The sequence below is a fragment of the Pseudomonas sp. GD04058 genome, assembly GCF_029836855.1.
GTDB lineage: Bacteria > Pseudomonadota > Gammaproteobacteria > Pseudomonadales > Pseudomonadaceae > Aquipseudomonas > Aquipseudomonas bharatica.
Window position 1 is genome coordinate 1 of the sequence record NZ_JAOECN010000048.1, and the last position, 26,022, is coordinate 26,022.

At 57.6% G+C, this 26,022-nt stretch carries 17 protein-coding genes and 4 pseudogenes; 9 read left to right on the forward strand and 12 right to left on the reverse strand.

The features are described from left to right. Together N7650_RS24910 and N7650_RS24915 are read right to left on the reverse strand one after the other, a co-directional pair. A pseudogene (locus N7650_RS24910) lies at positions 1–401 on the reverse strand (hypothetical protein); the annotation flags it as partial. Then, positions 398–2,911 carry a hypothetical protein gene (locus tag N7650_RS24915; protein ID WP_226024109.1) on the reverse strand — a complete coding sequence of 838 codons (2,514 nt, stop codon included), beginning with the start codon at positions 2,909–2,911 and terminating at the stop codon, positions 398–400. The gene N7650_RS24915 and the pseudogene N7650_RS24910, both read right to left, overlap by 4 nt. A gap of 369 nt (positions 2,912–3,280) precedes the next feature. On the opposite strand from N7650_RS24915, the pseudogene istA reads away from it, so the two are divergent. Beyond that, positions 3,281–4,369, forward strand: a pseudogene (gene istA, locus N7650_RS24920) (IS21 family transposase); the annotation flags it as partial. Here istA and N7650_RS24925 read toward each other — a convergent pair. Then, positions 4,366–5,148 (reverse strand): annotated as a pseudogene (locus tag N7650_RS24925) (IS5 family transposase); the annotation flags it as partial. The pseudogenes istA and N7650_RS24925 sit on opposite strands and share 4 nt — an antisense overlap. 110 nt (positions 5,149–5,258) lie before the next feature. Between N7650_RS24925 and N7650_RS24930 the strand changes: the two are divergent. Continuing rightward, positions 5,259–6,092, forward strand: a pseudogene (locus tag N7650_RS24930) (IS66 family transposase); the annotation flags it as partial. A 34-nt stretch (positions 6,093–6,126) separates the two neighbouring features. On the opposite strand, the gene N7650_RS24935 reads toward N7650_RS24930, so the two are convergent. Further along, positions 6,127–7,569, reverse strand: coding sequence for an NAD-dependent succinate-semialdehyde dehydrogenase (locus N7650_RS24935; RefSeq protein WP_033982769.1), 1,443 nt, complete (start codon positions 7,567–7,569; stop codon positions 6,127–6,129). A gap of 5 nt (positions 7,570–7,574) precedes the next feature. Next, entirely contained in the window at positions 7,575–8,342 is a 768-nt protein-coding gene (locus N7650_RS24940) for an FCD domain-containing protein (RefSeq protein WP_033982767.1), read from the reverse strand. Positions 8,343–8,526: 184 nt separating this feature from the next. Between N7650_RS24940 and N7650_RS24945 the strand changes: the two genes are divergently transcribed. The 7 genes from N7650_RS24945 to ggt all read left to right on the forward strand — a co-directional run bounded on the left by N7650_RS24945 (position 8,527) and on the right by ggt (position 16,923). Beyond that, a complete protein-coding gene (locus N7650_RS24945; protein ID WP_033982765.1) occupies positions 8,527–9,636 on the forward strand; it encodes an ABC transporter substrate-binding protein in 1,110 nt (369 codons plus the stop codon). A gap of 75 nt (positions 9,637–9,711) precedes the next feature. After that, complete coding sequence (locus N7650_RS24950; RefSeq protein WP_033982764.1) at positions 9,712–11,697, forward strand: ABC transporter permease; 1,986 nt, start codon at positions 9,712–9,714, stop codon at positions 11,695–11,697. Beyond that, positions 11,694–12,479 (forward strand): ABC transporter ATP-binding protein, encoded by a 786-nt coding sequence (locus tag N7650_RS24955; protein WP_033982762.1) that lies wholly within the window; start codon positions 11,694–11,696, stop codon positions 12,477–12,479. The genes N7650_RS24950 and N7650_RS24955 overlap by 4 nt, the downstream gene beginning before the upstream one ends. Beyond that, complete coding sequence (locus N7650_RS24960; protein ID WP_033982761.1) at positions 12,476–13,219, forward strand: ABC transporter ATP-binding protein; 744 nt, start codon at positions 12,476–12,478, stop codon at positions 13,217–13,219. The genes N7650_RS24955 and N7650_RS24960 overlap by 4 nt, the downstream gene beginning before the upstream one ends. Further along, complete coding sequence (locus tag N7650_RS24965; protein WP_049878502.1) at positions 13,216–14,346, forward strand: aromatic ring-hydroxylating dioxygenase subunit alpha; 1,131 nt, start codon at positions 13,216–13,218, stop codon at positions 14,344–14,346. Before N7650_RS24960 ends, N7650_RS24965 begins: the two co-directional genes overlap by 4 nt. A gap of 2 nt (positions 14,347–14,348) precedes the next feature. Beyond that, positions 14,349–15,344: an NAD(P)-dependent oxidoreductase gene (locus N7650_RS24970; protein ID WP_023083522.1), complete on the forward strand. Its 996-nt coding sequence runs from the start codon at positions 14,349–14,351 to the stop codon at positions 15,342–15,344. Further along, complete coding sequence (ggt, locus tag N7650_RS24975; RefSeq protein WP_023083523.1) at positions 15,337–16,923, forward strand: gamma-glutamyltransferase; 1,587 nt, start codon at positions 15,337–15,339, stop codon at positions 16,921–16,923. The genes N7650_RS24970 and ggt overlap by 8 nt, the downstream gene beginning before the upstream one ends. Before the next feature lie 59 nt (positions 16,924–16,982). Here the strand turns inward: ggt and N7650_RS24980 are convergent, their stop codons facing one another. The 7 genes from N7650_RS24980 to N7650_RS25010 all read right to left on the reverse strand — a co-directional run bounded on the left by N7650_RS24980 (position 16,983) and on the right by N7650_RS25010 (position 26,020). Further along, complete coding sequence (locus tag N7650_RS24980; RefSeq protein ID WP_023083524.1) at positions 16,983–18,020, reverse strand: IS630-like element ISPa47 family transposase; 1,038 nt, start codon at positions 18,018–18,020, stop codon at positions 16,983–16,985. Positions 18,021–18,393: 373 nt separating this feature from the next. Next, the gene (locus N7650_RS24985) at positions 18,394–18,999 is read right to left on the reverse strand and encodes a DUF6088 family protein (RefSeq protein ID WP_023083525.1); all 606 of its coding nucleotides are present in this window, start codon (positions 18,997–18,999) and stop codon (positions 18,394–18,396) included. A gap of 2 nt (positions 19,000–19,001) precedes the next feature. Beyond that, positions 19,002–19,265: a BPSL0761 family protein gene (locus tag N7650_RS24990; protein ID WP_023083526.1), complete on the reverse strand. Its 264-nt coding sequence runs from the start codon at positions 19,263–19,265 to the stop codon at positions 19,002–19,004. Between the two features lie 118 nt (positions 19,266–19,383). Beyond that, on the reverse strand, positions 19,384–19,566 hold the full coding sequence (locus N7650_RS24995) for a hypothetical protein (protein WP_023083527.1): 183 nt from the start codon (positions 19,564–19,566) through the stop codon (positions 19,384–19,386). A 1,261-nt stretch (positions 19,567–20,827) separates the two neighbouring features. Next, a complete protein-coding gene (locus N7650_RS25000; protein ID WP_226024108.1) occupies positions 20,828–22,018 on the reverse strand; it encodes a Wadjet anti-phage system protein JetD domain-containing protein in 1,191 nt (396 codons plus the stop codon). Beyond that, on the reverse strand, positions 21,969–25,274 hold the full coding sequence (locus N7650_RS25005; protein WP_023083529.1) for an ATP-binding protein: 3,306 nt from the start codon (positions 25,272–25,274) through the stop codon (positions 21,969–21,971). Before N7650_RS25005 ends, N7650_RS25000 begins: the two co-directional genes overlap by 50 nt. Continuing rightward, on the reverse strand, positions 25,271–26,020 hold the full coding sequence (locus N7650_RS25010; protein WP_023083530.1) for a DUF4194 domain-containing protein: 750 nt from the start codon (positions 26,018–26,020) through the stop codon (positions 25,271–25,273). Before N7650_RS25010 ends, N7650_RS25005 begins: the two co-directional genes overlap by 4 nt. Between the last annotated feature and the right edge of the window lie 2 nt (positions 26,021–26,022).

The window sequence follows — 26,022 nt, forward strand, 5'->3', positions numbered from 1 at the left end:
TCTAGTCTGATTGCACGTTCTAGCGTATTGATCACATCTTGACTGGCTGGCAAATTTTCTGAGTTGTATAGGTCTGGATTAATCGGATTAGGTCGGCGCGGCGTTTCGATCGCTATCCGAGCCAGCGGCAAGCTCGGATTAAAACGCTGTGCCCGACGCGTCACATCTAGCAGTGTGTTGCGCAATGTCGAGCTTTCGAGCTGATTCTCGAGATTTTGCATCTCCTTGATGGGAAAGCTACGCAGCGAACGTTGTCCGCAGAGCCATTCACCAATACTGTTGCCGGAGTTTTGGCAGCGCTCCCGGAGTGTTATCAGATATCCGCTTTTCCACTCTGGATCATGTTTATCTGGGCTCCAGACAACAGACAGCATTTCATCCGAAAGTCGTGAGCTATTCATGCATCAGCCTCCACAATCAGGTGGCTGTTGCGAACCGTCCAACCGAGCTCCCGCATGAGTGGTAACAGGTGGGCATGAAGACCTTGGACATAGGTACGCGGGCAAAAACTCGAGTAGATATCTTGTGGTTCTTCGCCACTTAGCCAATGGCCCATCAGAGCCGACAGTGTCTCAGGCGGACATCCGCGCTCGGCGAGCTCAGTTCTCAAGAATTTGCGGAATCCATTCACTGGATGAGGTGTGAAACCCTCGATCTGGCGCATTACTGCCTTGATATGGAGCGGTCGAATTTCCTCGTAGCAAAGACAACCATCATCGGTTAAGCGCAGGAAAAATCCGTTGGTAGGAGCCGGTGCATGTAACTCGAGTTGTGCGGTAATTGCTCTGCAGTGAGTCTTATAGGCTTTTAACTGTCGTTTTAGCAGGTCAGTCAACACTACTAGGCGACTCATATGCCTATCATCTGAGCCTTTGTCCCCCAGCGCGCCGTGTCCCCCAGGCGATAAAAATTCGTCTTCCTGCTTCAACGGGTCGCGAATAGCTCGACATCCGGTCGCCATAAAGAACATTTGAACCGTCCACAGCGAAAAGCAGTTATGCCAATGGACAAGCTGCTGAAGATTTTTTCGAGGGCGTTTACGCAGCACTACCAGCAACGCCTCGAGATTACCCTTTACCGTATCCAGTCTAAGGCAATTTCGGGCACCAACAGCCGCCTCCGGAACGGAGGGCATTGGGGCACTCGGCGCCTCCAGCCCCACGGTGGCATAAACCCCATTTAAAACCTTCTGAACTGACTGGTGATAAAGGCCTCGTAAATAGTTAATGCTGTACTGGCTGTAATACAGTGGTGTGTTGGCCGATAGACAAGGCATCCCCGATAGCATGGTGGCTGCAACCACATCGTGAGAGTCTATGATGATTTGGCGATGTAGGTAGGAGCGCACTTTGTGCATCGTGTAGCGAGGATCTTCGCCCCCAAGCTCGCTCAACAAAGTGCGGATTTCACGTTCTAGGTCTTTGACCTTGCAAGTGATAACGGCGGAACCATTCACCGGCGACAGGTCCCTGATTGCCATAACTAGCGCAGCTGCCCCAACCATGTCCGGTACCGATATTGTTGGCTGAGATGCTCGAACGGCCTTTCGAGGCAAGTGCTCTTCCGCTGCATAGTCCGGTGTAGGTGCAAAAAATCTGAACTCCGCCGGCCCTGCCTCATCAGCCAGAACCAACTCCAGCACCGAGCTCGGGCGCGCATTGCGCTCAGCTATCCGTAGTTTTTTGCAGTCCTCAAGTGAACGACCGAACCAGAGCATGAGATGAAGTACCAGCAGTGCCTCCAAGCGCCTCCGATTCTTTATCTGCTCTTGGGCAGGAGCATTACGAATTCGCTCCCGACAGAGCAAAAATTCATCAGTGACACCAAATAGTAGGTTTGCTAGTTCATACTGCGTGAGCAGGTTGTAGCCAAACGGTAAAAACTGCCGACTGCGAGCAATATGAGCGAGCATACCCTCATGGCTGAGCAATTCAGCCACATATGGCCTGACTTCACCTCTTGTATCGATCAAACATATTTCACTTGCAGCAGTTCTTTCGCCCAGCGGCAGTGCTTCATCTAAATTATCGTCTAGCGGTTGAGACGCCACAAAACTTATATATCCAGGGAGCAAATCTGGGTCGTCTGGATCCTCGAGCGGGAACTCGGTGGCACCCTGGCTAATTAGTACGCCTAGGCCTGCGCTATTTGAGCCGCCATGCTGACGATGGCCACCACCACCGTGACGTTCTGGCGGTTCCTCACCACCGAGGTAACGGACGAGGCGAACGATCGGCGCGAAGTACTCTGCAAGATAATTAGTTGAATTGCCGGCGTCGAATTGACGACAGCCCTGCGCAAATACAGCAGAACTGGACCATATATTTAGATCACTTGGTATGGACAGTATCTGCAATGCGCAGAGCGCTCGGAGCTCTAGGTAGACGCTGTATCTCTGCCCGCGCAGTCCCAGGCCATCCGCCCTTTGCTGATAGGCCACAAGTAGCTGCCCAATAAGCCGGTAGTAATCCTGTCCGCTTTCTGAGTCTGCAGGTTCGTGCCACAGCGTCGCGTATGGGAATGCGCGCTCCTGTACCCCCTTACCGATGACCGGGTTACGTGTACGCAGCTCATCTCCCTGGTAAAACATGGGGCCCAAAGCCGCAATAAAATCAGGATTGTTTCGGATTGAAATAATCCAACAGCACTCGTCCCGCCAGGCTCTGAGATCGTGCGCACCTAGGCTGAGCTCTGGCGCTACGTCCATGGCATCAAGCGCATTAACAACCCCCTGCATGACCCGAGGGAAATCAATTAGCTGCGAATGAACATCTAGAAACCTCAGCATCTCCACTATCACACCAACATCACGCCCAGCATCTGCAGCCAACGCTAGCAGCTGTGCATGCCGTGAGTCAGGGCTGATGTGTGGCTGGTCCATACTCTTCGAATGATTGGATGTATCTGGCATTTATGGGCTCTCACTTTTTGGATTACTAACTGATAGTGAAACTCCCAAGGCCACTGGTTTTGGGGGTAGAGCTACGCGCCAGGTAATTTTATTTTTGAGTTGTTCGAAATTCCGCGCATGCGCGGAAAAATCGTCATATCGATGCGGATTCCACGCTGACTCGGACACTTGCGGATTTCGGAGCACCGTGACCGGTCGTTTCGGTTGATCGTGACCGGTCATTTCGGTAGCAACGTGACCGATTTTCCGCCTGTTCCGAAACAGGCGGTCACGGCTTAGCGAAAGCCTTCCCCTTCGTTGCGTATGACCTGATGCGCCGCCACCCTCGACCGATTTCGGGAGGGGAAGATGGCGGCGCCGCGAGTAGCCATGCGAAACATCAAAGAATGTCTGCGCCTCAAGCTTGAGGCCGGTTTATCCCACGAGAAGATCGCCCGCGCCTTGCAGCTGTCCAAGGGCGTCGTCAGCAAGTACATCGCGGCGGCGCGTGTGGCCGGGCTGGATTGGCCGGCGCTGGTGGCCATGGACGAGGCCGCGCTGGCGGCCGCCTTGTTTGCGCCAGCGTCGACGGGCAAGCCGCGCGGTGAGCGGGTGCTGCCGGACGTGCTGAGCATCCACCGCGAGCTGCGCCGCAAGGGTGTCACCTTGCAGCTGCTGTGGGAGGAATATCTCGCCGCGCATCCGCAGCAGCCGACCTACCGCTACACCCAGTTCGTCGAGCACTACCGGCGTTACGCCCAGACGCTCAAGCGTTCGATGCGTCAGCTGCACCGCGCGGGCGAGAAACTGTTCATCGACTATGCCGGGCCGACGCTGCCGGTGGTCGATCCGGCCACCGGCGAAGTCCGCCGGGCGCATATCTTCGTCGCGGCCCTGGGCGCCTCGAATTACACCTATGCCTGCGCGACACCAGGTGAAACCCAGGTGGACTGGCTGACCTCACTGGGCCAGGCGCTGACCTACTTCGGCGGCGTGCCGGAGATGGTCGTGCCGGACAACCTGCGCAGCGCGGTGAGTAAGAGCCACCGCTACGAGCCGGACATCAACCCGAGCTACCGCGATCTGGCCGAGCACTATGGCGTGGCGGTGGTGCCGGCGCGGGCGCGTAAGCCGCGCGACAAGGCTAAGGCCGAGGTCGGCGTGCAGGTGGTCGAGCGCTGGATCCTCGCGGCCCTGCGCAACCGCCAGTTCTTCTCCCTGAACGAGCTCAACACAGCCATCGCGGCGCTGCTGGCCAGACTCAACCAACGCCCTTTCAAGAAGCTGCCCGGCTCGCGCCAGACGGCCTTCGACAGCCTGGATCGTCCGGCCATGCGCGCGCTGCCGGAGCAACCCTACGTGTATGCCGAGTGGAAGAAGGCGCGCGTGCACATCGACTACCACGTCGAGGTCGATGGTCATTACTACTCGGTGCCCTACAAACTGGTGAAGAAGCAGCTGGAGGTGCGGCTGACGGCCACGAAGTCTGCCGTGTCGTAAGCCTTGTCCGCAGCCAAGGTGCGTCGACGGCGACCACCCAGCTTGCTCAGCATCGCCAGCGCGGCTTCGCGTTCGCCACAGCCACCGGCCAGAGTCACATGAGCACTGCGCACCAGGCCACTGCGGTGTTCCATCAGCACATGCCCCATGTAACTCAGCTGCGCGCCGGTGTTGTGGCTCTTTCGGTACAGCCGGGCATCCGGATCGCTGGTCGAGGCGTGGGTGTCGTTGCTGCGCTTGTGCCCCTTGAAGTCCGGCGGGGCATTGCGCGGGCCGGGGCCCGGGGCGTCTGGCGTATCGTCCTTGGGACGGAAACTCTTCTGAGAGGCCCAGGCTTGCAGCAATGTGCCGTCGACCGAGAAGTGCTCATCCGAGATCAGCCCCTGCTTCTCCGCCAGGCGTACCACCTCGCTCAGAAACTCGGCGGCCACGGCCTGGGCATTGAGGCGGTCACGATTCTTCGAGAAGACCGAGTGATCCCACACCGGATCATCAATGGCCAGGCCGACGAACCAGCGGAACAGCAGGTTGTAGCCCAACTGCTCCATCAGCATCCGCTCGCTGCGAAGCGAGTAGAACAACTGCAGCAACTGCGCCCGCATCAACTTCTCGGGGGCGACCGAGGCGCGGCCGGTGTCGGCATACAAGGTGTCGAACAGGACGCTCATCCGCTGCAGAGCGGTGTCTGCCAGCTTACGGATGGCGCGCAGGGGGTGGGTCGCTGGCACAAAGTCATCAAGCTTGGCGACAGTGAACAAGGATTCCTATGTGATATCGGCGCCACGCATGGAAATCAGGGTTCCCGGCAGATTGGAGCCGATATCGTAAACCTTACACGGCAAAGTCAGACAGACCGTAGGCGAATTTCAATGCGCTGCGCGAAGCGGTGCTTGCCCAGCGCGTGATCCATGCCGACGAAACCCCGGTTTCGATGCTCGCGCCCGGCGAGAAGAAGACCCACCGTGCCTACGTCTGGGCCTACAGCACCACGCCCTTCGCCGATCTGAAGGCCGTGGTCTACGACTTCAGCCCCAGCCGTGCCGGCGAGCATGCGCGCAATTTTCTTGGCCAGTGGAATGGCAAGCTGGTCTGCGACGACTTCGCTGGCTACAAGGCCAGCTTCGAGCAAGGCATCACCGAAATCGGCTGCATGGCTCACGCCCGCCGCAAGTTCTTCGATCTGCACGCGGCGAACAAAAGCCAACTGGCCGAACAGGCGCTGCACTCTATCGCTGGGCTGTACGAAGTCGAACGCCAAGTGCGCGACATGAGCAATGAAGAACGCGGGCGAATACGGCAGGAAAAGGCTTCACCGCTCCTCGACGCACTACATGACTGGATGCTGGCCCAGCGTGATCTTGTGCCCAACGGCTCAGCCACGGCGAAAGCTTTGGATTACAGCCTCAAACGCTGGGTAGCGCTGACGCGCTATCTGGACGACGGCGCCGTGCCCATCGACAACAACCAAGTCGAGAACCAGATCCGCCCGTGGGCTCTAGGTCGCTCCAATTGGCTGTTTGCCGGGTCGCTACGCAGCGGCAAACGGGCGGCGGCAATCATGAGCCTGATCCAGTCGGCGCGGATGAATGGGCATGATCCGTATGCCTATCTCAAGGATGTGCTAACGCGACTGCCGACACAGAAGGCCAGCGCTCTGGCCGAGCTGCTGCCGCACAACTGGGTATCCGTCGGCAAGGTGTAATGCCCGTTCGCTTACAAAGCGCAAAAGCCGAAATCTAAGCCACTGCCTGAGTAATCAGGCGATTAACCAAATACACATCCAAGCCTTCACTGCCGCCTTCACGCCCGTAACCGCTTTCACCCACACCGCCAAAAGGTGTTTCAGCAAAGGCCAACGCAAAGTGATTAATGGCAAGCATGCCGGTGATGAGCTCGTCGCTTAGCCGATGACAGACTGCGAGGTTGTGGCTAAAGGCGTAGGCAGCAAGACCAAAGGTTGTGTTGTTGGCCAGCTCAATTGCCTCATCCACCGAGTTAAACGGCGCCAGCAGCGCTAGTGGACCAAAAGGTTCTTCCATCCACGCGCGGGCGTTTTCTGGAACGTTGGTTAACACGGTTGGCGCAAAAAAATAGCCGGAGTCTCTTAGCGGCCCTCCACCGGTTAGGACGGTAGCGCCTTTGACCTTGGCATCGGCGACTAAGTCGGCGATTTGCGCGCAGCGCCGTTGGTTGATTAGTGGGCCCATTTGTGTGGTTGGCTCTTGGGCTGCGCCAATGGTTATACGTTGTACGGCCTCGACAAATGCCTGGGTGAATTCGGCAAAAACACTTTGCTGGATATAAAAGCGGGTAGGCGAGACGCATACCTGCCCTGCGTTACGGAACTTGGCCTGTGCCAGCTTTTGTGCGCAGTCGAGGATATCCACATCCTCGAATACCAGAACCGGAGCATGTCCGCCGAGTTCTAGAGTGCAGGGTTTGACGTTCTGTGCCGCTTGGGTGGCGATCAGCTTGCCAACCGGCACGGAGCCTGTGAACGAGACTTTGCGAATAATCGGTGAGGCAATCAAATGCGCAGAAATCTCAGCCGGCCGGCCAAACACCAACGCCAGCACTCCGTCAGGCAGGCCGGCGTCTACCAGTGCCTGCACCACCCCAATCAGCGCGCCCGGCGCTTCTTCTGGCCCTTTCAAGATAATCGAACAGCCAGCCGCGAGGGCCGGCGCGAGTTTGCGTACAGCTTGCGAGGCTGGAAAGTTCCACGGCGAAAATGCGGCCACCGGCCCTACCGGATCACGCCGAACCATGTTGATCACTTTGCTGTCGCGTGCCGGCACCAGACGACCACAAGCGCGTCGCCCTTCTTCGGCGTACCACTGTAAAAGCTCGGCGCAGGAATTTATTTCCATGCGTGCCTCAGGCAGGGGTTTTCCTTGCTCAAGGCTTAAGGTCTGCGCTAGCGACTCAAGGCGCTCACGGATCAGTCGCGCCGCCTCAAGCAGTACATCCGCGCGCTTTATTGCGGGAGTTTTGCGCCAAACGGAAAAGCCCCTGGCGCAGGCGTTTAGGGCTATATCCAAGTCTTCGATTTCGGCAACAGCCACTTCATTTACCGTTTGGCTGGTTGCGGGGTTATCCACTGCCAGCCATGCATCTTTTTGGCCTGAGCACCAATGGCCGTCAATAAACAAAAGATGCTTGTGCGAAGACTCAGGCATAGCAGCTACTCCTTGGGTACGTTTATCGCGTTAGAGCGGTTCAGGGCGTAATCCATACGCACCCCAGAGATATGGTGGCGCAGTAGGTCGGCTACGGTTTGCGCATCGCGCATGGCGAGAGCATCCAGAATGGCTTCGTGTTCGCGCTGGAACACCAGCCAGCGCTCGCGGTTAAAACGATGAGCTTTAAGACGCAGCCAGGCCGGGTTGTTGCGCATGCGCGCAACCTTGCGTCCGGACTCGATGAACATGGCGTTTTGTGTGGCGCTGTAGAGCATTAGGTGGAAGTCGCGGTCGATCCTTTCCACTTCATCCCAGCTGGTGGCATGTCGGCCTGCTAACAGCTCACCGCGAATCCTGTCAATTTCAGCATCGCTCAATTTGAGCACCAGCAAATCAGCCAGGGCCGGTTCCACTGTCAGCCGAAACTCAATCAGCTCAGCGGGCGTAACCAGGGATTCGTTCCCCGGCTCTCCAAGCGGCTCATGCCCGGGAAGGGCGATCAGAAAAGTACCGCGTCCGACGCGCCGCTCTAGCAGCCCTTGCTTCTCAAGGGTGTTAAGGACATCGCGCACGGTGGACCGCGAAAGGGTTGAAAATTCAGCCAGGTCACGCTCATTTAAAAGCCTGTCTCCGACTTTTAATCTGCCGGTGCGCATCGCCCCCAAAAGCTGGCTCAGCAGCTGCTCTTTGGAGTTGACTGCGGTGATGCCTAAGACATTGTTTCCACCTGAACCATTTGCACCAATTAAGATTTCAGGCAAACCATTCATACCAATGTGCTCTTGTGAATTTTTTCAGTGGAGCCAGCATATAAGTGGTTGCCAGCAAGAGCAAGGCAAGGCAAGATCAAATCCAGGTCTAAATGCTGAATAAAAAAACAAACCAATAAGACCAATTGATTGCCTTAACGCTGCCCAATCGTCTTCATGCTTATCCTGACTTTGGAGAATGCTTATGTTGAAACGACTGGCTCTGAGTTCTTTGGCCGCTCTTCCCTTGATCAGTACGCAGGTGGCTGCTGAGGAAGTTAAAATTGGCTTTACCGCAGCCCTGTCAGGGGATTTTGCGGCATTTGGTTTGAACATCCGCAAGGGGCTAGAGATTGCCCTGACTGAACTCAATCAGACTTCGGACACCACCTTCAGTCTGACTTCGGCTGATGACCGTGGTGAGGCTCGCGAAGGTGTTTTGATTGCACAACGCTTTTGCTCGGATGAGTCCATTGATGTAGTGATGGGCTACTCGTTCAGCTCTATTGCACTGGCTGCAGTTCCGGTGTTTGACCGCTGCAAATTGCCGGTGCTGGCCTCTGCTGTCACCAGTCCTGATTTAACTGGTGCCAGTGCGTACTTCCGCCGCAACGTGATGACCGATGCAACCCAAGGGCAAACCATGGGGCGTTACGCCACGGAAAAGCTGGGCTTTAAGCGCGTTTATATCCTCAACCAGCAAGATGACTATGGTATCGGCCTATCAAGCGCCTTCAGTGATGCTGCGGCGAAAAACGCTGAGATTGTTGGTCAGGAAAGCTACCTGCTGGGCACCAAAGACTTTAAAACCCTGCTGATCAAGGCGCGTGCTGCCAAGCCGGACGCGATCTTTATCGGTGGTTTTTATTCTGAAGCAGCAAAAATTGCCGAACAGGCACGCGCCTTGGGAATCAAGGTTCAGCTCCTAGGCAGTGACGGATCGCTCAACCCTGATTTGATCAGTCTGGGCCGCAGCGCGGTGGAGGGTATGATCGCCTACGGAATGTTTGATCCGTCGGTTTCCACCGAGACCACGGCCCCCTTTATCGACGCCTACCAAAGCGCCTATGGCGAGCAGCCCAATGCTTGGGCGGCCCTTGGCTATGACGCCGGTAAAACTCTGGCCGCAGCGGTGACTCAAGCCAAGAGCCAGGGCGCACTCACCCGTGAGTCGCTTAATGAGGCCTTCTCCACCATCAAAGATATTCCGGGCGTTACTGGTCCAACGACCTTTGAGGCTAGCGGCGATCGCGTGGGGTCTTTGTACTTCTTGCAAGTCAAAGACGGCGCGTTTCGCTTAGCCGACACCCAGTAAACCTCAGGGCGGCCTAGCCGCCCCATTTGCCGTGCGGCTGCGCCGCTGCTTTCGTGCAACACAGATGGGTTTGCCATGGAATACTTTGCTCAGCTTTTGCTTAACGGCCTGACCATTGGTGCGATATACGCACTGGCGGCCGTAGCCTTCAGTCTCGTCTACGGGGTGGTGCGCATGGTGAACTTCGCCTTTGGCGAGTTCTTCATGTTGGGCGCCTTTATTACCGTGAGCTTGATGCTCGACCAGATCAGCCTGTTTGGAGTTTCGGTGGCGATGCCGCACTTCGCGCTACCGTTGGCAGCTGCTTTCGGAATTGTTCTGGCTGGAATATTAGGCGTTGTGGTGGATCGTTTGGCCTACCGGCCACTGCGCAACGCCCCGCGGTTGGCGCCTTTAATTACCTCTATCGCAATCTCTGTGCTGCTGCAAAGCGGGGCGCAAAGTATCTGGGGTGCTGAAGAGCTGCGCTTCCCGGAAAACCCGCTTTCAGAGATGGAAGTGATCGTCTTGTTCAACTCGCTCTATCTCACTGTGCCAGAAGCACTAACCATTATCGTGGCGGTTGTGGCGATGCTGGGGTTGCACCAGTTCGTGGCGCGCAGCCGCCTTGGTCGGGCGATGCGGGCTACGGCTGACAACAGCACGGCTTCAACCTTAATTGGCATCCCGGTAAACCGCATTATCGCCATCGCCTTTTTACTTGGCTCAGGTTTTGCCGCTCTGGCGGGGATTCTTTACGCGCAAACCTACGGCTTTGCCCACGCCACTATGGGCTTTATACCTGCGCTTAAAGCGCTGACCGCAGCGGTTTTGGGCGGCATTGGCAGCATTCCGGGTGCTGCGTTGGGCGGGTTGTTGCTGGGGATGATGGAAACCTTGGGTGGTGGTTACTTGCCGAACGGCAACGCCTGGAAAGACGCCATCAGTTTCAGTGTGCTGATTTTGCTCCTGTACTTCCGCCCGCAAGGCCTGCTCGGCCGGCCGGAAACCGTTGCTGGTGAGCGTGGAAGTTTGTTGGGCAACAGCCCGCAAAGCGGCTGGTTGATGGCTCGCGTTGAGCACCTGCTAGGTAAATTCGCCAGCCCAAGTCCTTGGCTGATGATCGCTCTGGTGGCTGTTGCAGCTAGTCTTGCCTTCGTCGTGACCAGCGACTACTGGCTGCGGATTTTAATCTTCGTGCTGATCTACGGGATGCTCGCCAGCGGTCTGAACGTGGTGGTGGGCTTTGCCGGTTTGCTGGATCTGGGCTATGTCGCCTTCTGGGCGGTGGGCTCCTATTTCACCTCAATCATCTTCATTCTGGTGATGCGCCAGGGCTTCGGCATTGAATCTGCTGAGGTTTGGTGGCTGATGTACGCCAACTTCATCGTCGGCGGTGTACTCGCAGCGCTGGCTGCAATGTGTATCGGCTACCCGACGCTAAAGCTGCGCGGCGATTACCTGGCCATCATGACCCTGGGCTTTGGCGAGATTATTCGCATCGTGGCTATCAACTGGGTGGATCTGACCCGGGGGCCGATGGGCATTCGCGATATCCCGTTGCCAAACCTGTTTGGTTACGAGTTGGCCAGCGCTCAGGCCCAATACCTTTATGCGTTGGCGCTGGCGGCCTTGGTGGTGTTCGTGATTGCTCGCATTGTGCGCTCCCATGTTGGTCGGGCATGGGTGGCCATACGTGAAGATGAAGACGCTGCCGAAGCCATGGGCATCCCGACCTCGCGCTACAAGCTATATGCCTACGCCTTCGGTGGCTTTATTGGTGGACTGGTTGGCACCTTTTATGCCCACAGCCAGCAGTACATCAGCCCTTTCAACTTCAGTCTGTTTGAAAACATTCTGCTGCTGATGCTGGTTGTTCTGGGCGGGTTGGGTACTTTGATTGGTCCCTTTATCGGCGCGTTGATTTGGGTGGTGTTCCTGCAGCTGGCGCTGGATTTGCCCTTTGTTGAAGCCTTCCCTGAAGCGCGTTTTGCCCTTCTGGGCCTGTTGTTGATCCTTTTGATGCTGTACCGACCTCAAGGACTTGCCGCCAAAGCGCGGGTCAAGCTGGTGGCGCAATGAACGCCCTGCTAAATGCTCAAGGTTTAAGCGTGACATTTGGTGGCTTGAAGGCGGTGGACGGGCTGGATATCAGTATCCGGGAGGGCCATATACATGCGCTTATCGGTCCCAATGGTGCGGGTAAAAGCACTGTGGTCAATGCCCTGTCTGGTTTCGTTAAACCGACAGCGGGGTCATTGACCATCAGCGGGAGTGAAGTCTGTGGGCGTGAAGCCCATGTGATCGCCCAGGCAGGGCTGGCCCGCACCTTTCAAAACATCCGTTTGTTTGGTGCGATGAGTGTCTTGGAAACCGTGTTGGTCGGTGCCCACCGGCACTTTGACGCAAACCTCTGGCACCTGCTGTTTTTACGTCGGGCGCTGCGCGTGCATGAGGCACAGATGGTTGAGCAAGCCAAAGCACTTCTGCGCTTTGTCGGTCTGGATGAAAGCTTTGATGAGCGTGCCCCCACCACCCTTGCCTACGGCCATCAGCGCCGGGTAGAGATTGCCCGCGCGCTGATCTCACGCCCCCGTCTTCTGCTGCTGGATGAGCCCTTGGCGGGTATGAACCTGGCCGAAAAGGAAGAGCTGTCGGCCCTGATTAAACGCATCCGTGACGACGGCACCAGTGTTCTTTTGGTCGAACACGATATGAGCATCATCCATGGTCTAGCCGACCGGATCACGGTGCTCTACCACGGGCAAAAACTGGCTGAAGGCAGCGTGACCGAAGTCTTCGCCAATGAAGCCGTGCAAAGCGCCTACTTCGGCAAACAAAAGGTGAAAGGAGGCAAAGCATGACTGCGCCATTAATTCAGGTCGATAACCTGTGCGTGCGTTATGGCGCCGTTGAAGCGTTGACCGATATCAGTCTGGCGGTGATGCCCGGTACGATCACCAGTCTGGTCGGCAGTAATGGTGCAGGTAAAAGCACCACTCTGAAAGCCATTTCAGGGCTGGTGAAACCGGTCAGCGGCAGCATCCGCTATATCACTCACGACCTTTTGAAATTACGCGCTGAAAGCCGCTCCGAACTGGGCATTGCCCATGTACCGGAAGGCCGGCTGGTGTTTGCCAGCATGACGGTCACCGAGAACTTACTGCTGGGCGCCTACATTCAGCGCGACAAGCGCGCCATCGACCGTGATATCGACGAGCTGCACGAGCTGTTTCCGATCCTGAAAACCCGCGCCAAACAACTCGCCGGCACCCTCTCCGGAGGAGAGCAGCAAATGCTTGCGATTGGCCGGGCGCTAATGTCGCGCCCGCAATGCCTGATCCTGGACGAGCCAACCATGGGGCTGGCGCCGCAGATGATTGACCGGGTGCTGGAAGCGGTAGCCAGTATTCGCGACAAGGGCATCACGGTGCTGATGGTTGAGCAGAACGCCCTTGAAGCAATTGCCATTGCTGACAGCGCGTACGTGCTGCGGCAGGGCCGTCTTGTCTACCAAGGCTCCGGTGCAAGTCTGGATGCCGACCTTTTAAAACAACTGTATCTGGGCGGCGGTGCCGCTACACCTGTGACTGGAGTTGCATGATGACGATCCACTCTGCGAAGTACCTCTGGAGCGGCACTGAACTGGGCGAGGCCCGTGCTCTTGCACCGCACTACTACACCAGTGAAGAAATCTTCAAACAGGAAGTGGAGCATATCCATTTAAAGAACTGGTTCTTTGCCGCGCGTACCGATGAGCTTGCCAGCTCGGGCGACTACCGCTCCATTGATACCGTGGGCGGGCCGGTGCTGCTGACCCGTGATGAGCAAGGCGAGCTGCACGCCTTTGCCAACTTTTGCCGTCACCGTGGCTCGATTCTGCTGGAAGGCTGCGGTAACCGTCGCAACATCCTCTGCCCCTATCACGCCTGGAGCTACAAGTTGGATGGCAGCATGATGCGGGCGCCCGGGATGGCTGATGTTCCGGGCTTTGATCCGGAACATAACGCGCTGGTGCCGATTCGCATGAGCGTGTGGCGCGGCAATATCTTTTTAAATTTCGACGACAACGCGCCGGATTTAATGACCCATCTAGGTGACTTTGATGAGCTGGTCGGGACCAACAAATTAGAGGATATGGTCTGCGTTTGGCGCAAAGACATCATCGCCGAATGCAACTGGAAGCTGCTTTTGGAAAACGCAATGGAGACCTATCACACCGGGATCGTCCATGCCAAAACCGTAGGCGCGCAAAATAGCCTGACCTTTGCAGCCAAAGGCGAATGGCACGCCATTCAAGTGCAGTCGTTGATGACGAGCGCAGTCCTCGACAAAACCCAGGACGCGCCTTTTCCGCAAATTGAAGGCCTGAGCGAACAGGCTAAACAAGGCACTTTCTTCACTCTGGTCGAGCCCACTACCCAATTCTGCTGCGCTCAAGATTGCATGTGGTGGCTGGTAGTAAGGCCGATTGCGGTGGATCGTACGCACTTGTCGGTGGGCGGCTGCTTCCCCAAACACTTGCTGGAGCTGCCCGACTTTGAAGAGCGCGCTCAGCCTTACTACCACCGCTGGGGCACAGTAGCTCTGGAAGATGTTGGCATCCTGGAAAAACAGCAAAAAGGCCTGAGTTCGGTTCGTTATACCCCGGGGCACTTGTCGTGGCGTGATGATGTGGTGCATGACATGAACAACTGGCTGTTGCGTCATCTGCCAATTGCCAAGGGATAAAGATGAATATCCTGATTACCCATAACCGCGACTTATTGAAAAACTTCTTCAGTGCCCGCGCGGTAACTACCCTGCAGGGGCTTGGCAATGTACGGCTAAACGATAGTGACGAGCCCTTGCGGGGCGATGCGCTAGTAGCAGCAGCCAAAGATTGTCAGGTGATTATTTCTGATCGCCTGGCGCCGGGCGAGGCCTTGGTGTTTGCGGGTCTGCCGAACCTGCTGGCTTTTTTGCGCTGCGCGGTGGATGCGCGCAATGTCGATGTGTCAGCAGCTAGTGCTGCAGGCATCTTGGCGGTGCGTTGCAGCGCAGGTTACGCCGAGGCCTGTAGTGAGCTGGCCTTGGGTTTGATGATTGATCTGGGCCGCGGTATTACCCAGGCTGCCACACTTTATCATCAGGGCGTGCATCAGCAGCCGATGGTCTTTGGTCGCCAGCTTTATGGAGCCAGTGTAGGCATTGTCGGCTATGGCGCGATTGGTAAGCGCATCGCGGCCCTTTGTCTGTGTGCGGGCATGCAGGTGTCAGTCTATGACCCTTACGCAGAGATCACCGAACAGGGCATTGAAAAGGTGCGTTTTGAGGAGCTGCTGGCCTCCTCTGATTATGTGGTTGCCGCAGCCTACGCCACGCCCGAAACCATAGAGATGTTTAACGCTAGGGCGTTTGGCCAAATGCGCAAAGACAGCTTTTTTATCAATATCGCCCGAGGCATTCTGGTTGATGAGGAAGCGCTTTATCACGCACTCACCCGCGGTCAGATTCAAGGCGCAGGCCTTGATGTGGGGCGCGGCCTTGATGAGCAGCCGAATCCAAAAATTGCCGTGCTCGCCAATGTTATTGCTACCCCTCATGTTGCCGGGCTGACACCCGAGGCCAGTGATTACCAAGCCATGGAATGTGTGGCACAAGTCCAGGACTTGTTAGCCGGGCGTGTCCCTGCCTTGGCCTTAAATCCAGAACATGCCAGCCGTTTGCGGAGTTTTCACCATGCGTAACTTACATCTACCTGGCCGTTCCCCGGTACGTGCCCAGCGCGGCATGATTTCCACTTCTCACCCGCTGGCCAGCCAAGCCGGCCTGGATATTTTGCGCCGTGGGGGCAGTGCGATGGATGCTGCCGTAGCCGCTGCTGCGGTATTGGCGGTGGTTGAGCCGCAAGCCACCGGTATTGGCGGTGACTGCTTTGTGCTGTTGGCAGGTAAAGATCAAAAGGTGCGCGCCTTTAACGGCTCGGGCCGCTCGCCAAAGGCCGCCACCCTTGATTGGTATCTGCAGCAGGGCCTTGATGCCATTCCCGGTCGCGGTGCGCATAGCGTGACGGTGCCGGGTGCGATTGATGCCTGGTGTCAGCTTTTGGATGAGCACGGCGTTCTGGCACGTGAAGAAGTCTTTAAAGACGCGATCTTCTTCGCCCGCGAAGGTTATGTGGTGGCCGACAGAGTGGCGGGAGACTGGGCGCAAAACGAGCCGTGGCTGAAAGAAATCGACAATGCGCGTCGGGTGTTTTTACCTGAAGGCCGCGCCCCCAAGGCTGGCGAAATTCATCGTCAGCCCGAACTAGCCAATACCTTGGAGGCGATTGCCAAATTTGGTCGCGATGCCTTCTACACCGGCGCTATCGCCGAGGATATGGTGGAGGCGCTGCAAGCTGGTGGCGGGCTGCACACGCTGGCAGATTTTGCCGAGTGCCGGGGCAATTATGTCGACCCTATTAAAGGTAGTTACCGTGGCTTTGATTTGTATCAGGTGCCACCCAATAACCAAGGCTTAACAGCCCTACTGATGCTGAATACCCTGAGCCACTTCGATTTGAAAGAGTTGCATCCTGAGAGTGCCGCACGCCTTCATTTGGAAGTTGAAGCCTCGCGTCTGGCCTACCGTGAGCGTGATCTGCGCCTTGCCGATCAGGCGTCTATGAACACATCGGTGGAGCAACTGCTGGCGCCTGAAGTGGGCGAAAAAATGGCCCGGGGTATTAACCTTAAAGCGACAGGCGAGCTGCCTGACTCGGTGCTGGATCACTCGGATACGGTGTATCTGTGTGTGGTGGATGAAAACCGCAACGTGGTGAGTTTTATCAATTCAATCTACAACGAGTTTGGAAGTGGTGTGGTTGCTCCAAAATCCGGTGTGCTGTTGCAAAACCGTGGCAAAAGTTTTCGCCTGAGTCCTGAACATCCGAACGTTATCGCCCCGACTAAACGGCCCATGCATACCATTATGCCGGGTATGCTCTGTAAGGACGGTCAGGTGATTGCACCACTTGGTGTGATGGGTGGAGACTACCAGCCGGTGGGGCAGGTACATGTTCTGACCAACATCATCGACTACGGCATGGATGCGCAAGAGGCAATCGATGCGCCACGAGTGTTCTTCGAGAACGGTGTGGTACAGGTGGAGGCGGGAGTCAGTGCTGATACCCGTCTGGGCCTTGAGGCGCTTGGGCATAAGCTGGTCGATTCACCCAGCTATAAGCCGCTGGGCGGCGGTCAAATTATTCTCATCGATCCTCAAACCGGCACCCTGACTGCCGGTTCTGATCCGCGTAAAGATGGTTCTGCCATCGGCTACTAGCAGTAGTGACTCACGGTGGGCTACCCCGCACTATTAACCCGGCAATCAAATACACCAAATCATGCCGCGTAGGCGATACGTGGATGCCGGAAATAAGAACGGATTCTTTGGGGGTGTAATTGCAATCGTCTCATGACCGAGCGAACACGCCCTTCCAGTTCGTCCTGATTACGCGCCGGCAAGCCCGTACGAACCTGATGTTTCAAATCACAATTCAGATACTCGTCAGGGTTCAACTCCGGGGCGTAGGCCGGCAAGAAGAACAGTTCGATTTGCTCTTTGCGGTCGCCAACCCAGGCGCTCACCTTTTTGCTGTGGTGTACGCGCAGGTTGTCGAGAATCAGGAACACCTTGCGGCCCTGAGCATCGCGAATCAGGCGACTCAGGAAGCGAATCAGCACTGGGGCTGTCAGCGTTTCCCGATACAACATGAAGCGCAGTTTGCCCCGATTGGTCACGGTGGAAATCATGTTGGTGGAAAAACGACTGCCGCTGACCAGGCGCACCGGCGTTTCGCCAATAGGGGCGTAGCTGCGGCCAGCATGGCTGTCACTGCGCATACCGGTTTCGTCGCCCCACTGAATCTCACCATTCTCAGCCTTGGCCCGCTGTGCGATGCGTGGATATTCATTATCCAGCCAGTACTGAACCACTTCAGGTTTCTGCTGATAAGCCCGATGCAGTGGTCGCAGCGGGGTGTAGCCCCAACGCTTGAGGTATTCACCAACCGTTCGAACCGGCATGAGAAAACCACAGCGCTGGCGGATCAGTTCTCGCACGGCATCACGCGTCCAGAGCGCAAAGCCGAGCTTGAGTTGGTCGGGCATCTTATCGGTCATCAAGGTGCGAATCAGCACTTCCTGGCTGGAGCTCAAACTGCGGCGATCACCCTGGCGCACACCACGCTGGCCGCCGGCTATGGCAGCCTTTTCGCCTTTATGTTCTGCGACCTGCGCCCAGTGAGCAATAGTGCGGGGGTGAACACCAACCGCTTCGCCAATAGCCTTGTAGGTGTAACCCTGCTCACGCATGCGTAGGGCCGTAGAGCGCTTTTCACGTTGTTCTTGGGGGCTGAGTTTGCGGGCATCTATTTTCATGGAGATAGATTATCCAATATGCCCTATTTATTTGCCATGTCAATAGGTCGGAATGACTGGCATCTGTGTACTCAGCCCGAATCGCCTCACGGCATCAGCGCCGTGGATCTCCAGTAATTTTCCGGTCAAAAAAAATGCGTAGGGAGCTTGGAATACAAGCGTACAAGCGACCGTTGCCCGAAATGACACCCGAAATTATCTCGGAGCTCGGGGGCCTTTCCGACGCAGAGATCGCCCGCCGGCTGGGCGTGTCGGTGAGCTATATCCGCAGCGCGCGGATAAATATGGAGAAGGGCAGCCAGCAATAGATGCAGGTCCGACACTGATAGAGGGATAGGCAGCCAAACGGAGTGTCTGGCTGCTTCTTACCGGCTCATGTTGTCTCCAGCGCTGCGCGCATCCATTTCGGCATTCTGCAGGCCACTATTTTGCTCAGGTCTTCGGGGCTGAGAGCTTTTTTGATTACAGCAACACACTCCGGCGTAGTACCACCTTTGCCGAGATAAAACAGAGCGCTGATGGTCATCCCCACTTTAGTTCCTGCGCACTGCATCACCATCGGAGCAGCATGCACGAGCCTGATCTCGGCCTTCCCCACAAATAGCGATCGGCTGGGGCCGCTCGTGTAATAGATCGGAATGACTGGCATCTGAGTACTCAGCCCGAATCGCCTCACGGCATCAGCGCCGTGGATCTGCAGCTTCCAACGGTTCTGCCTGGCAATCAGATTCACCAAGTCCGAAGGCCCAGGACGATGAACCCGACCGGTGTACTGGCTGTATTTCGGCCGCATGTAGATGCCACGATACACATGCTCAAGCTCGCCACGGCGAACAAGTTGGGCGACTGCCTTGGAGATGGCCGAGCTCGAACCAAGCTCTGCAAGACACCTGATGCTGAAAGGCCTCCCCTTGCGCAGATGCTTCAGCCGCTGCGCGACGAGGTGAGACACCGGCGGTTCAAAGTCTGGGCGGGACATCGCTATCGAGTCGACTCCAGCGACGAGCAGAGCAGCTGCTGGTGGAAGGCGATCACCCGCCGTCGGTATTCATCTTCAAGCGCTTCGTTTACCAGACATTCCTCAAGGCGCCCCAGCGAGAAAATCTGGTCGGCAGATGGATAGTGCCTGAGCAGGCTTTTCGCATAGCTGCGGATATCCTGCGGTAACCCCGAATGACGGGAGAGTTCACGCAGGAACTCCTCTGTTTTGACGATGGCGCGTGTTCTTTCGTAAGGGAGGGTCAATCTCGTTATCTCCTGGTCATGAACTCAAAGCCCCGGATAGCTCGCTCACCATCGTCCACCACACAGCGCGTAGTTCAGCGCTGCGGCCATTGGGAGATCCCATACGGCCCAATCCTGATCAGCACCTGCGATCCTGATCGTGCTCCGTCTCGGCCTCCTGCTGTTCCATCCACTTGGCCAGGCCCCATACCGTGGTTCCCAGCGCCAGCAGCAGCCAAAGCAACCATTGAGGAACTTGATATTGGGCGCTTAGCCAGAGACCTGCCCCACCGCAAAGCATCACCACGAAAAACCATCTCATCAGCGTGCGCTCCCGATTACTTACGAGACACACGGTAACTCGATGTTCCGCTGCGCTAACGCAGATGCCGCAAATTTCGTCAGTTCCCAGATTAGGAAATGAGGGTTCATTTGACTATTTTGGCGAAGGTGTTCCTGTGATCCAAGGCGCTCGGCAAATTCCGGTGGATGCAAAACTGGGGCGAGCGCTGGATTCCCGTCGCCCTGTAAACCGCGCAGTAAGTGGTGAATCTCCCTGTGTCGCTGTCTGACCGGAATGCTGTGCGCAGGCAGTCAACCAGCCCCGACCATACGTTCCGACGCAACCGGAAATAGCCGAGCGCTCCTGGTCGCGTCATCAGACCGGAATCTGGCGAGCGCGAGATCGCGGCTCGGCCGTGGTGCAACTCAATTGACCGGAATTTCGTGAGCGCCCCGACCTGCAGGGCTTTCAGCTGAACGGCATCCTGAGTGCCGGCAGTCACCCAGTCCCGACCATACGTTCCAGCGCAACCGGAACAGCCGAGCGCTCCTGGTCGCGTCATCAGACCGGAATCTGGCGAGCGCGAGATCGCGGCTCGGACATGGTGCAACTCAATTGACCGGAATTTCGTGAGCGCCCCGACCTGTAGGGCTTTCAGCTGAACGGCATCCTGAGTCCCGGCAGTCACCCAGCCCCGACCATACGTTCCAGCGCAACCGGAAACAGCCGAGCGCTCCTGGTCGCGTCATCAGACCGGAATCTCGTGAGCGCCCCGACCTGCAGGGCTTTCAGCTGAACGGCATCCTGAGTGCCGGCAGTCACCCAGCCCCGACCATACGTTCCAGCGCAACCGGAAACAGCCGAGCGCTCCTGGTCGCGTCATCAGACCGGAATCTCGTGAGCGCCCCCGACCTGCAGGGCTTTCAGCTGAGCGGCATCCTGAGTGCGGGCAGTCACCCAGCCCCGACCATACGCTCCAGCGCAACCGGAAACAGCCGAGCGCTCTTGGTCGCGTCATCAGACCGGAGTCCGGCGAGCGCGAGATCGGCTCGGCCATGGTGCAACTCAATTGACCGGAAATCCGTGAGCGCCCCGGCCTCCGGCGCTTTAAGTCGACCGGAATCGTGAATCGCCCTTAGTCTCGTCGACGAGATGAAAAGACTCGTTGCAGACCAACGCTGAAAACCGACCGCCTAAAGCGATCAACGTTGGAAATGTCAGAGAAGGCATTTCTGAAGACCGTGGGTTAAGGGTAAGCGGTCTCAGGATTAGAGGGTTATTGAGCCCATCGCCAGCCGCTCTATACAGGGACCGCCCGAGCCCACTGCTCGATAGCGCGCTCAACTTGTACCTTTGGCAGGTACTCCTGCTCAAGACGTCCTCGCTCTTGCACCAGCAGATACCGATAGAAATCCGCTTCGTCAGCCAGCAAACCAGGTGGGGCCGACTCCCGCGCTTTGGCCGGCTCAACAACTGCATTGCCCGGTGAGTGCTGTTCAAACAGCTCCTGCTCCATCAATAGTGCTTCGACCGCTGGTTGATGAAGCCTCGCTCGCGCCAGCATCAACAAGCCCCAGGTGTCCATGTCGCCCCAGTAGGCGATCTGTTTCCCGGCTAAGTGCGCAGACGCCAACCACTGCAAATCGAGTCCTGCACCCAGCACAGCCAGGGTGTCCGGCAAGGTTTCGGGCAGCAAGTGAACACATTGCTCATTTTCCACCACCAGCAACCGCGAACCAGGAAGCGGGGTTTCAGCCAGTTCCGCAGTCGTGAGCCTAAGCCGCTTGAAGGGCAGCAGCTCAGGCTGAAGAGGAACGACTAGTACCCAATGACTGCTTTCTTCAAAGGCATCCAGAAACGTCGTCAGGCCTTGCTCGGACGCCGCGCCTTCGAAACGCTCGTCGAGGAGCCGGGTCAGCAAGCTGGCGTTACGCTCGAAAAACTTGGTGTCTACGCCGTGCTCGGCAAGCAGGCGCAGTGGACGGCCTCGGGCACAGCCTGGCGACAAGCGGGTGGCGAGTTGCGCCGTGGCGACGACTTCTTCAAACGGCTTCGTCAACCACAGGCTGCGTTGCGCCACCAGCAGCGCATGAAAGGCACTGTCGACCTGCTCGACCAGATGCTCGAGTTGAGCGTATTCCTCGCAGACCCTCGGATCATTGGTCGCTGCAATCCATTCGGAAGGGTTGCGCAAATGCCAGCGCATCGGCAAGGAAATGGGGACAAGCCCAGCTCGGTAGCTGACGGGTTCCCAGTCGACTTTACCCACGTTTACGCTCCGCCAGTTCTCCACATGCAGGAGCACTGCCTGGATGTTGTCAGTGAACAGGCGTGGCGAAGGTTTGCCGATGTTGAGGCTTTGCGGCCAGCTAGCGGCATTGAGCAAACGCTCCAGGCGCACACTGGAGCGCTGCCATTGCCTGGCCAGGCTGCGGCCGATGTCAGTGGGCGACTTCATGCATGGCCTTGCTACGCTGTTGATGATGCTCATCCAAAGCTTCCCAGCTCAGGGAAACCAGACTGGATTCCACGCCGCGCCGATGAACGACGACGGCCGAACGCGTATGGTGGCGCAACAGGCGCATTTCCTTGTTGGGCGTGATGAAGACAGCATGCAGGCCGAATTCCCTCAGCGCTGCGATGATCCGACCGGCAACCGCATGGGAGCTGCGCGAGAACGCCTCGTCGAGCACGATGGTGCCGAACAACGGCCGGCTGCTGCCGTCGGGACAGAGCGCATAGCTGAGGGAAGCGGTCAGCACATAGGAGGCGATGATCTCTTTCTCGCCACCACTACCCCCCTGAGAACCTGTTCGGGTTTCGATGACACTCTTGCTTTCTCGATCAATCACTGAGACCGCGAACTCCAGGCGGAAGCGCGGATCCAGAAGCGCTTTGGCGCCCTGATTCCTGCTGTGCTCGCAGGCATCTTTGAGCAGTCCAACGAGCTCCTGTAATGCCTTGTAATGGCTCTCGCCTTCATCATCGATGAAACGCGCCGAGTTCAGTTGGCGCTGAGCCTGTTGCAAGGTGCGCAGGCTTGCATGGATGACCTTTGTCGCAACCAAGCGCAGATAGCGCCCGGGCTGAAAGTCAACACGCTGCATCGTACTGTTCAGGTCATCCAGACGCTCCTCAATCACCGAGACTTCATGGTCGATATAGCTAAGTAGCTGGGTGACGCCGTCATCCGAGGAACGATTGAGGTATTCCAGGAAGCGCTTGAGTTTCTCGGGCAGGGCTTCCTCGGTCAGCACACGTAGACGCTCCAGATACTTTGGTACGTCCACCAGCTCCCGCCCGACCTCTGACAGCGCACCGGTGTCAACCTTCAGGGCGTCGGACATACGTTTGGCAAGCTCGGATTTCTGATCGCCCAGTTTCTCACCCAGCGCTTTGAGCTGCCCTTGAAGCTCATGCGTATGCTTGCGCTCCAGCTCGACAATATCGCCGAGGTCAGCAGCGCTCAGCGTCGGGAAGTGCGCTAGCGCCAACTCACGTTGCGTATCGCTCAGCCCCTTTTCGGCGCCGCGATAAGCCTTACGGGTAGCGGATGCGGCCTGCTCGAACTGAATTTTCAACTGACCGCACTGCTCGATAAGTTGTTGCCTCTGTCGATCCAGAGAGTCCAGCAATGCCTCAGCTTCATCCAGCTCAGCCTTGATAAGGGCGAGGTCAGAGTCGGGGCGTGTCAGGGTGTCCAGCTGAGCACGCAGCGACTCCAGCTGACGCTCGGCGCCCGGCAGATCAATCTCCTCGAACTGCAGTTCTTCGACGCGCTGCAGCAGCGAAGCTTGATCCTCCAACTTGCGGACATCGCCCTGGGCGGCATCCAAGGCCAGCTTGGCAGGCGCGAGCTGTTCATTGACCTCGCGAATTTGTTCAGTCAGGAAGGCCAGACGGTCGCGGTTGTCGAAGCCGGTCAGCCAGCCTTCATCCAGGCGCTTCTGGTCCTGCTTGTCGAAGAAGCGTTCCTTACCCGACATCAGCCCCTGGGCCGTCATGGCATGCGGGGTATGACGCAATTGCTCCGGGCTTTCCACACAATGTCGGTCGTTGTCCGCCAGCAGTGCCTTCACGGCTTCTCGGTACGGATGCTCCTTGAAGGTCAGCTTGCGGGTAAAGCCATCGTCGAAGAACACGGGGCGCGACGACGGCTCCTTGACCTCCAGCAAGCGCACATGCAGGCGGTTATGCCGTTGGTTCACCCAACGCAGTGCAGCCTCGGACGCGCCATGCGGCACCAGGATACGCAGGCGGTGGCTGCCGATTGCCCGCTCGATGGCACCCCGCCAGGCCAGTTCCTCGGGCTTGACCTGCACCAGCTCGGCGACGAAAGGCAGGGCCGATTCATCGACGCCAAGCGCCTGCGCCAGATCTCCTCGAAAAGCATGGAAATGCCCGGGCAGGTTCGAGCCTGGCCGTCTCTCCACCTCGGCACGCTCCTGCTGTAAGGCCTGCAGGCGGCCATTGAGCTCCTGCTGGACGAGACCCGCATCGAACGCCGTTTGCCGCGCGTCAGTAATCTGCTGGGTCAGTATTTCCAGGCGCGCCGCGATCTGCTGCTGATTCTCCTCGAGGGCTGCGGCCGATAATGCCTCCGCCAGTCCAAGCCCCTTGGCCAGGCGTTGGTACTGCTCGGCCTTCAGGCGCCGCTTATCGCACTCCCTGAGCCAATCCGCGATGCGCCCGCGTAATTGATCCAGCCCTGCGCCACCTACGCGCAGGTAGCGCTGACGATGTTGATCGACCACGCCCTTCTGGGCATCAAGTCGACGCTCGCAGTGTTCTCGATCCAGCTCAGCCTGCTTGTGCTCCTTCTCTAGCCTATTGGTTTCAGCCAACCATAGGCGATACCCCTGCTCGGCAAACCAGACCGGAAGAATGCCTTCGAGCACCTGTTTATCCTGCAGCTGTTCTTGTAAGGCCTTGTAACGCTCCCAGCCATCGGCAACCGGTTGTAATGAGCGCTGCTGCTTTCTAGCGGTTTCCAGTTCCCGGTGAATGTCCGTTAGATCATCGAAACTAGTAGCGACCTCGGCAGCCCGCCCGAAAGCGGAGCGGTCATCGAGCACCAACTCGCGAAAGATCTCATCAATGCTATTGAGCTGCTTCAGGCCGGCAGCGCGGTTGAGCAAGGTGAAGGCGTTTTCACCGACTTCGAAGTAATCCCTGAGCCTGGCCAGGAAGGCTTTTTTGCTGGGATACGGCCAGATACCCGTCCCATCCTTCTCCATCTGACGCAACGCCCGCATGCCGCCTGCGTGATGTTGGCTGAGCCAATGCTCCAGCGTCTGCTCGGGGGACTCGCTTAACAGCCACAGTTTTTTCAGATCGGACGCCGAGGAGCTGGTGCCCTCGAACCAGAGTACAGCGCCCAGTCGCACCTGCGCACCGTCACGCTCGAGCGTGGCGGCAATGGCGGTGACCGTCTTACCCTGGCGCGCGATATGAGATTGCTCTACACCTCCGTCTCCAGGGCCGGTAACCCCGCGCACATAGGACACCAGATCACGGTCGCTTTCATGCCCACCTGTGGAAGCCAGGTTGTAGCGCGGGTTGGCGCACAGCAAGGTCATCAGAGCATCCACCAGCGTCGTTTTACCGCTACCCGTTGGGCCGATCACGGCGGTGCCTGAGGGATCGATCTCGGCACGGTGATAGCCCTGAAAGCCGCCCCAGTTATAGAGTTCGATGCTGCTGAGAATGAGGGTCTCGCTGTCACGCCAGAGCAGTGCTTGCTTCACGCCTCGTCCTCCTCAGCAGCGGCAGCCGGGGTAGTCGCGCCCTCCACCTGCTCGCGCAGCCAAACCACCAGTGCCTGCAGGTTCTCCGGGTTGGCCAAGTGGGTAATGATGGGGCGGATGATGACGCGGTCATGGGCGTCCAGAGCCGACACCAAACCATGCCCCTTGAGCTGATCCAGCAGCGTGATGACGCGATTGCGCTCCTTCGCCTCACTGCCCAGCTCGCCCAGGTAAACCTGCAATTGCGGAATCAGCTCATCAACAGCTACCAGTGCCTGAGTGGCGCCCGTACCGCTTTCCTGTTCGTAGGCGATGAAATGCTGGCGCAGAATGGCGATCAGCAGGGACTGCTCCAGGTTCAGCCTTTGCCTGCGCACAAGGGGGTGCGACCAGTCATCCTGCTCGGCCACCTCGCCCTGACGAACGGTGACGAACACCAGCCCGCGAACCTCGTCGACCCCCATGGCCAGGTCGAGGGGTTCCAGGATTGTGTCGACCGCCTCGATATTGGCAAGCGCCGAGCGATACAGATTGGGCTTGTGACTTTCTTCCAGCAGCCCGTACTTGAGCATTTCCTGTACGGCCTCACGTACCCGTTGCGGCGTCCGGCGCTCATCGACCTGAACAGCGGCGCTCATAAGAGGCTGTTCATCATCCATGCCGTCATCCAACGCTATGGGCTCCACCGTCAGCTCCGTTTCGTCGGCGCCAGAGGCGCCTGCAATTCGATCGAAGATCCCTGCCATGC

What these genes read in the sequence shown, in the direction of transcription:
- N7650_RS24915 (WP_226024109.1), bottom strand. Translation starts at nt 2,911, where the DNA reads ATGCCAGATACATCCAATCATTCGAAGAGTATGGACCAGCCACACATC.
- N7650_RS24935 (WP_033982769.1), bottom strand. Translation starts at nt 7,569, where the DNA reads ATGCCTGAGTCTTCGCACAAGCATCTTTTGTTTATTGACGGCCATTGG.
- N7650_RS24940 (WP_033982767.1), bottom strand. Translation starts at nt 8,342, where the DNA reads ATGAATGGTTTGCCTGAAATCTTAATTGGTGCAAATGGTTCAGGTGGA.
- N7650_RS24945 (WP_033982765.1), top strand. Translation starts at nt 8,527, where the DNA reads ATGTTGAAACGACTGGCTCTGAGTTCTTTGGCCGCTCTTCCCTTGATC.
- N7650_RS24950 (WP_033982764.1), top strand. Translation starts at nt 9,712, where the DNA reads ATGGAATACTTTGCTCAGCTTTTGCTTAACGGCCTGACCATTGGTGCG.
- N7650_RS24955 (WP_033982762.1), top strand. Translation starts at nt 11,694, where the DNA reads ATGAACGCCCTGCTAAATGCTCAAGGTTTAAGCGTGACATTTGGTGGC.
- N7650_RS24960 (WP_033982761.1), top strand. Translation starts at nt 12,476, where the DNA reads ATGACTGCGCCATTAATTCAGGTCGATAACCTGTGCGTGCGTTATGGC.
- N7650_RS24965 (WP_049878502.1), top strand. Translation starts at nt 13,216, where the DNA reads ATGATGACGATCCACTCTGCGAAGTACCTCTGGAGCGGCACTGAACTG.
- N7650_RS24970 (WP_023083522.1), top strand. Translation starts at nt 14,349, where the DNA reads ATGAATATCCTGATTACCCATAACCGCGACTTATTGAAAAACTTCTTC.
- ggt (WP_023083523.1), top strand. Translation starts at nt 15,337, where the DNA reads ATGCGTAACTTACATCTACCTGGCCGTTCCCCGGTACGTGCCCAGCGC.
- N7650_RS24980 (WP_023083524.1), bottom strand. Translation starts at nt 18,020, where the DNA reads ATGAAAATAGATGCCCGCAAACTCAGCCCCCAAGAACAACGTGAAAAG.
- N7650_RS24985 (WP_023083525.1), bottom strand. Translation starts at nt 18,999, where the DNA reads ATGTCCCGCCCAGACTTTGAACCGCCGGTGTCTCACCTCGTCGCGCAG.
- N7650_RS24995 (WP_023083527.1), bottom strand. Translation starts at nt 19,566, where the DNA reads ATGAGATGGTTTTTCGTGGTGATGCTTTGCGGTGGGGCAGGTCTCTGG.
- N7650_RS25000 (WP_226024108.1), bottom strand. Translation starts at nt 22,018, where the DNA reads ATGAGCATCATCAACAGCGTAGCAAGGCCATGCATGAAGTCGCCCACT.
- N7650_RS25010 (WP_023083530.1), bottom strand. Translation starts at nt 26,020, where the DNA reads ATGGCAGGGATCTTCGATCGAATTGCAGGCGCCTCTGGCGCCGACGAA.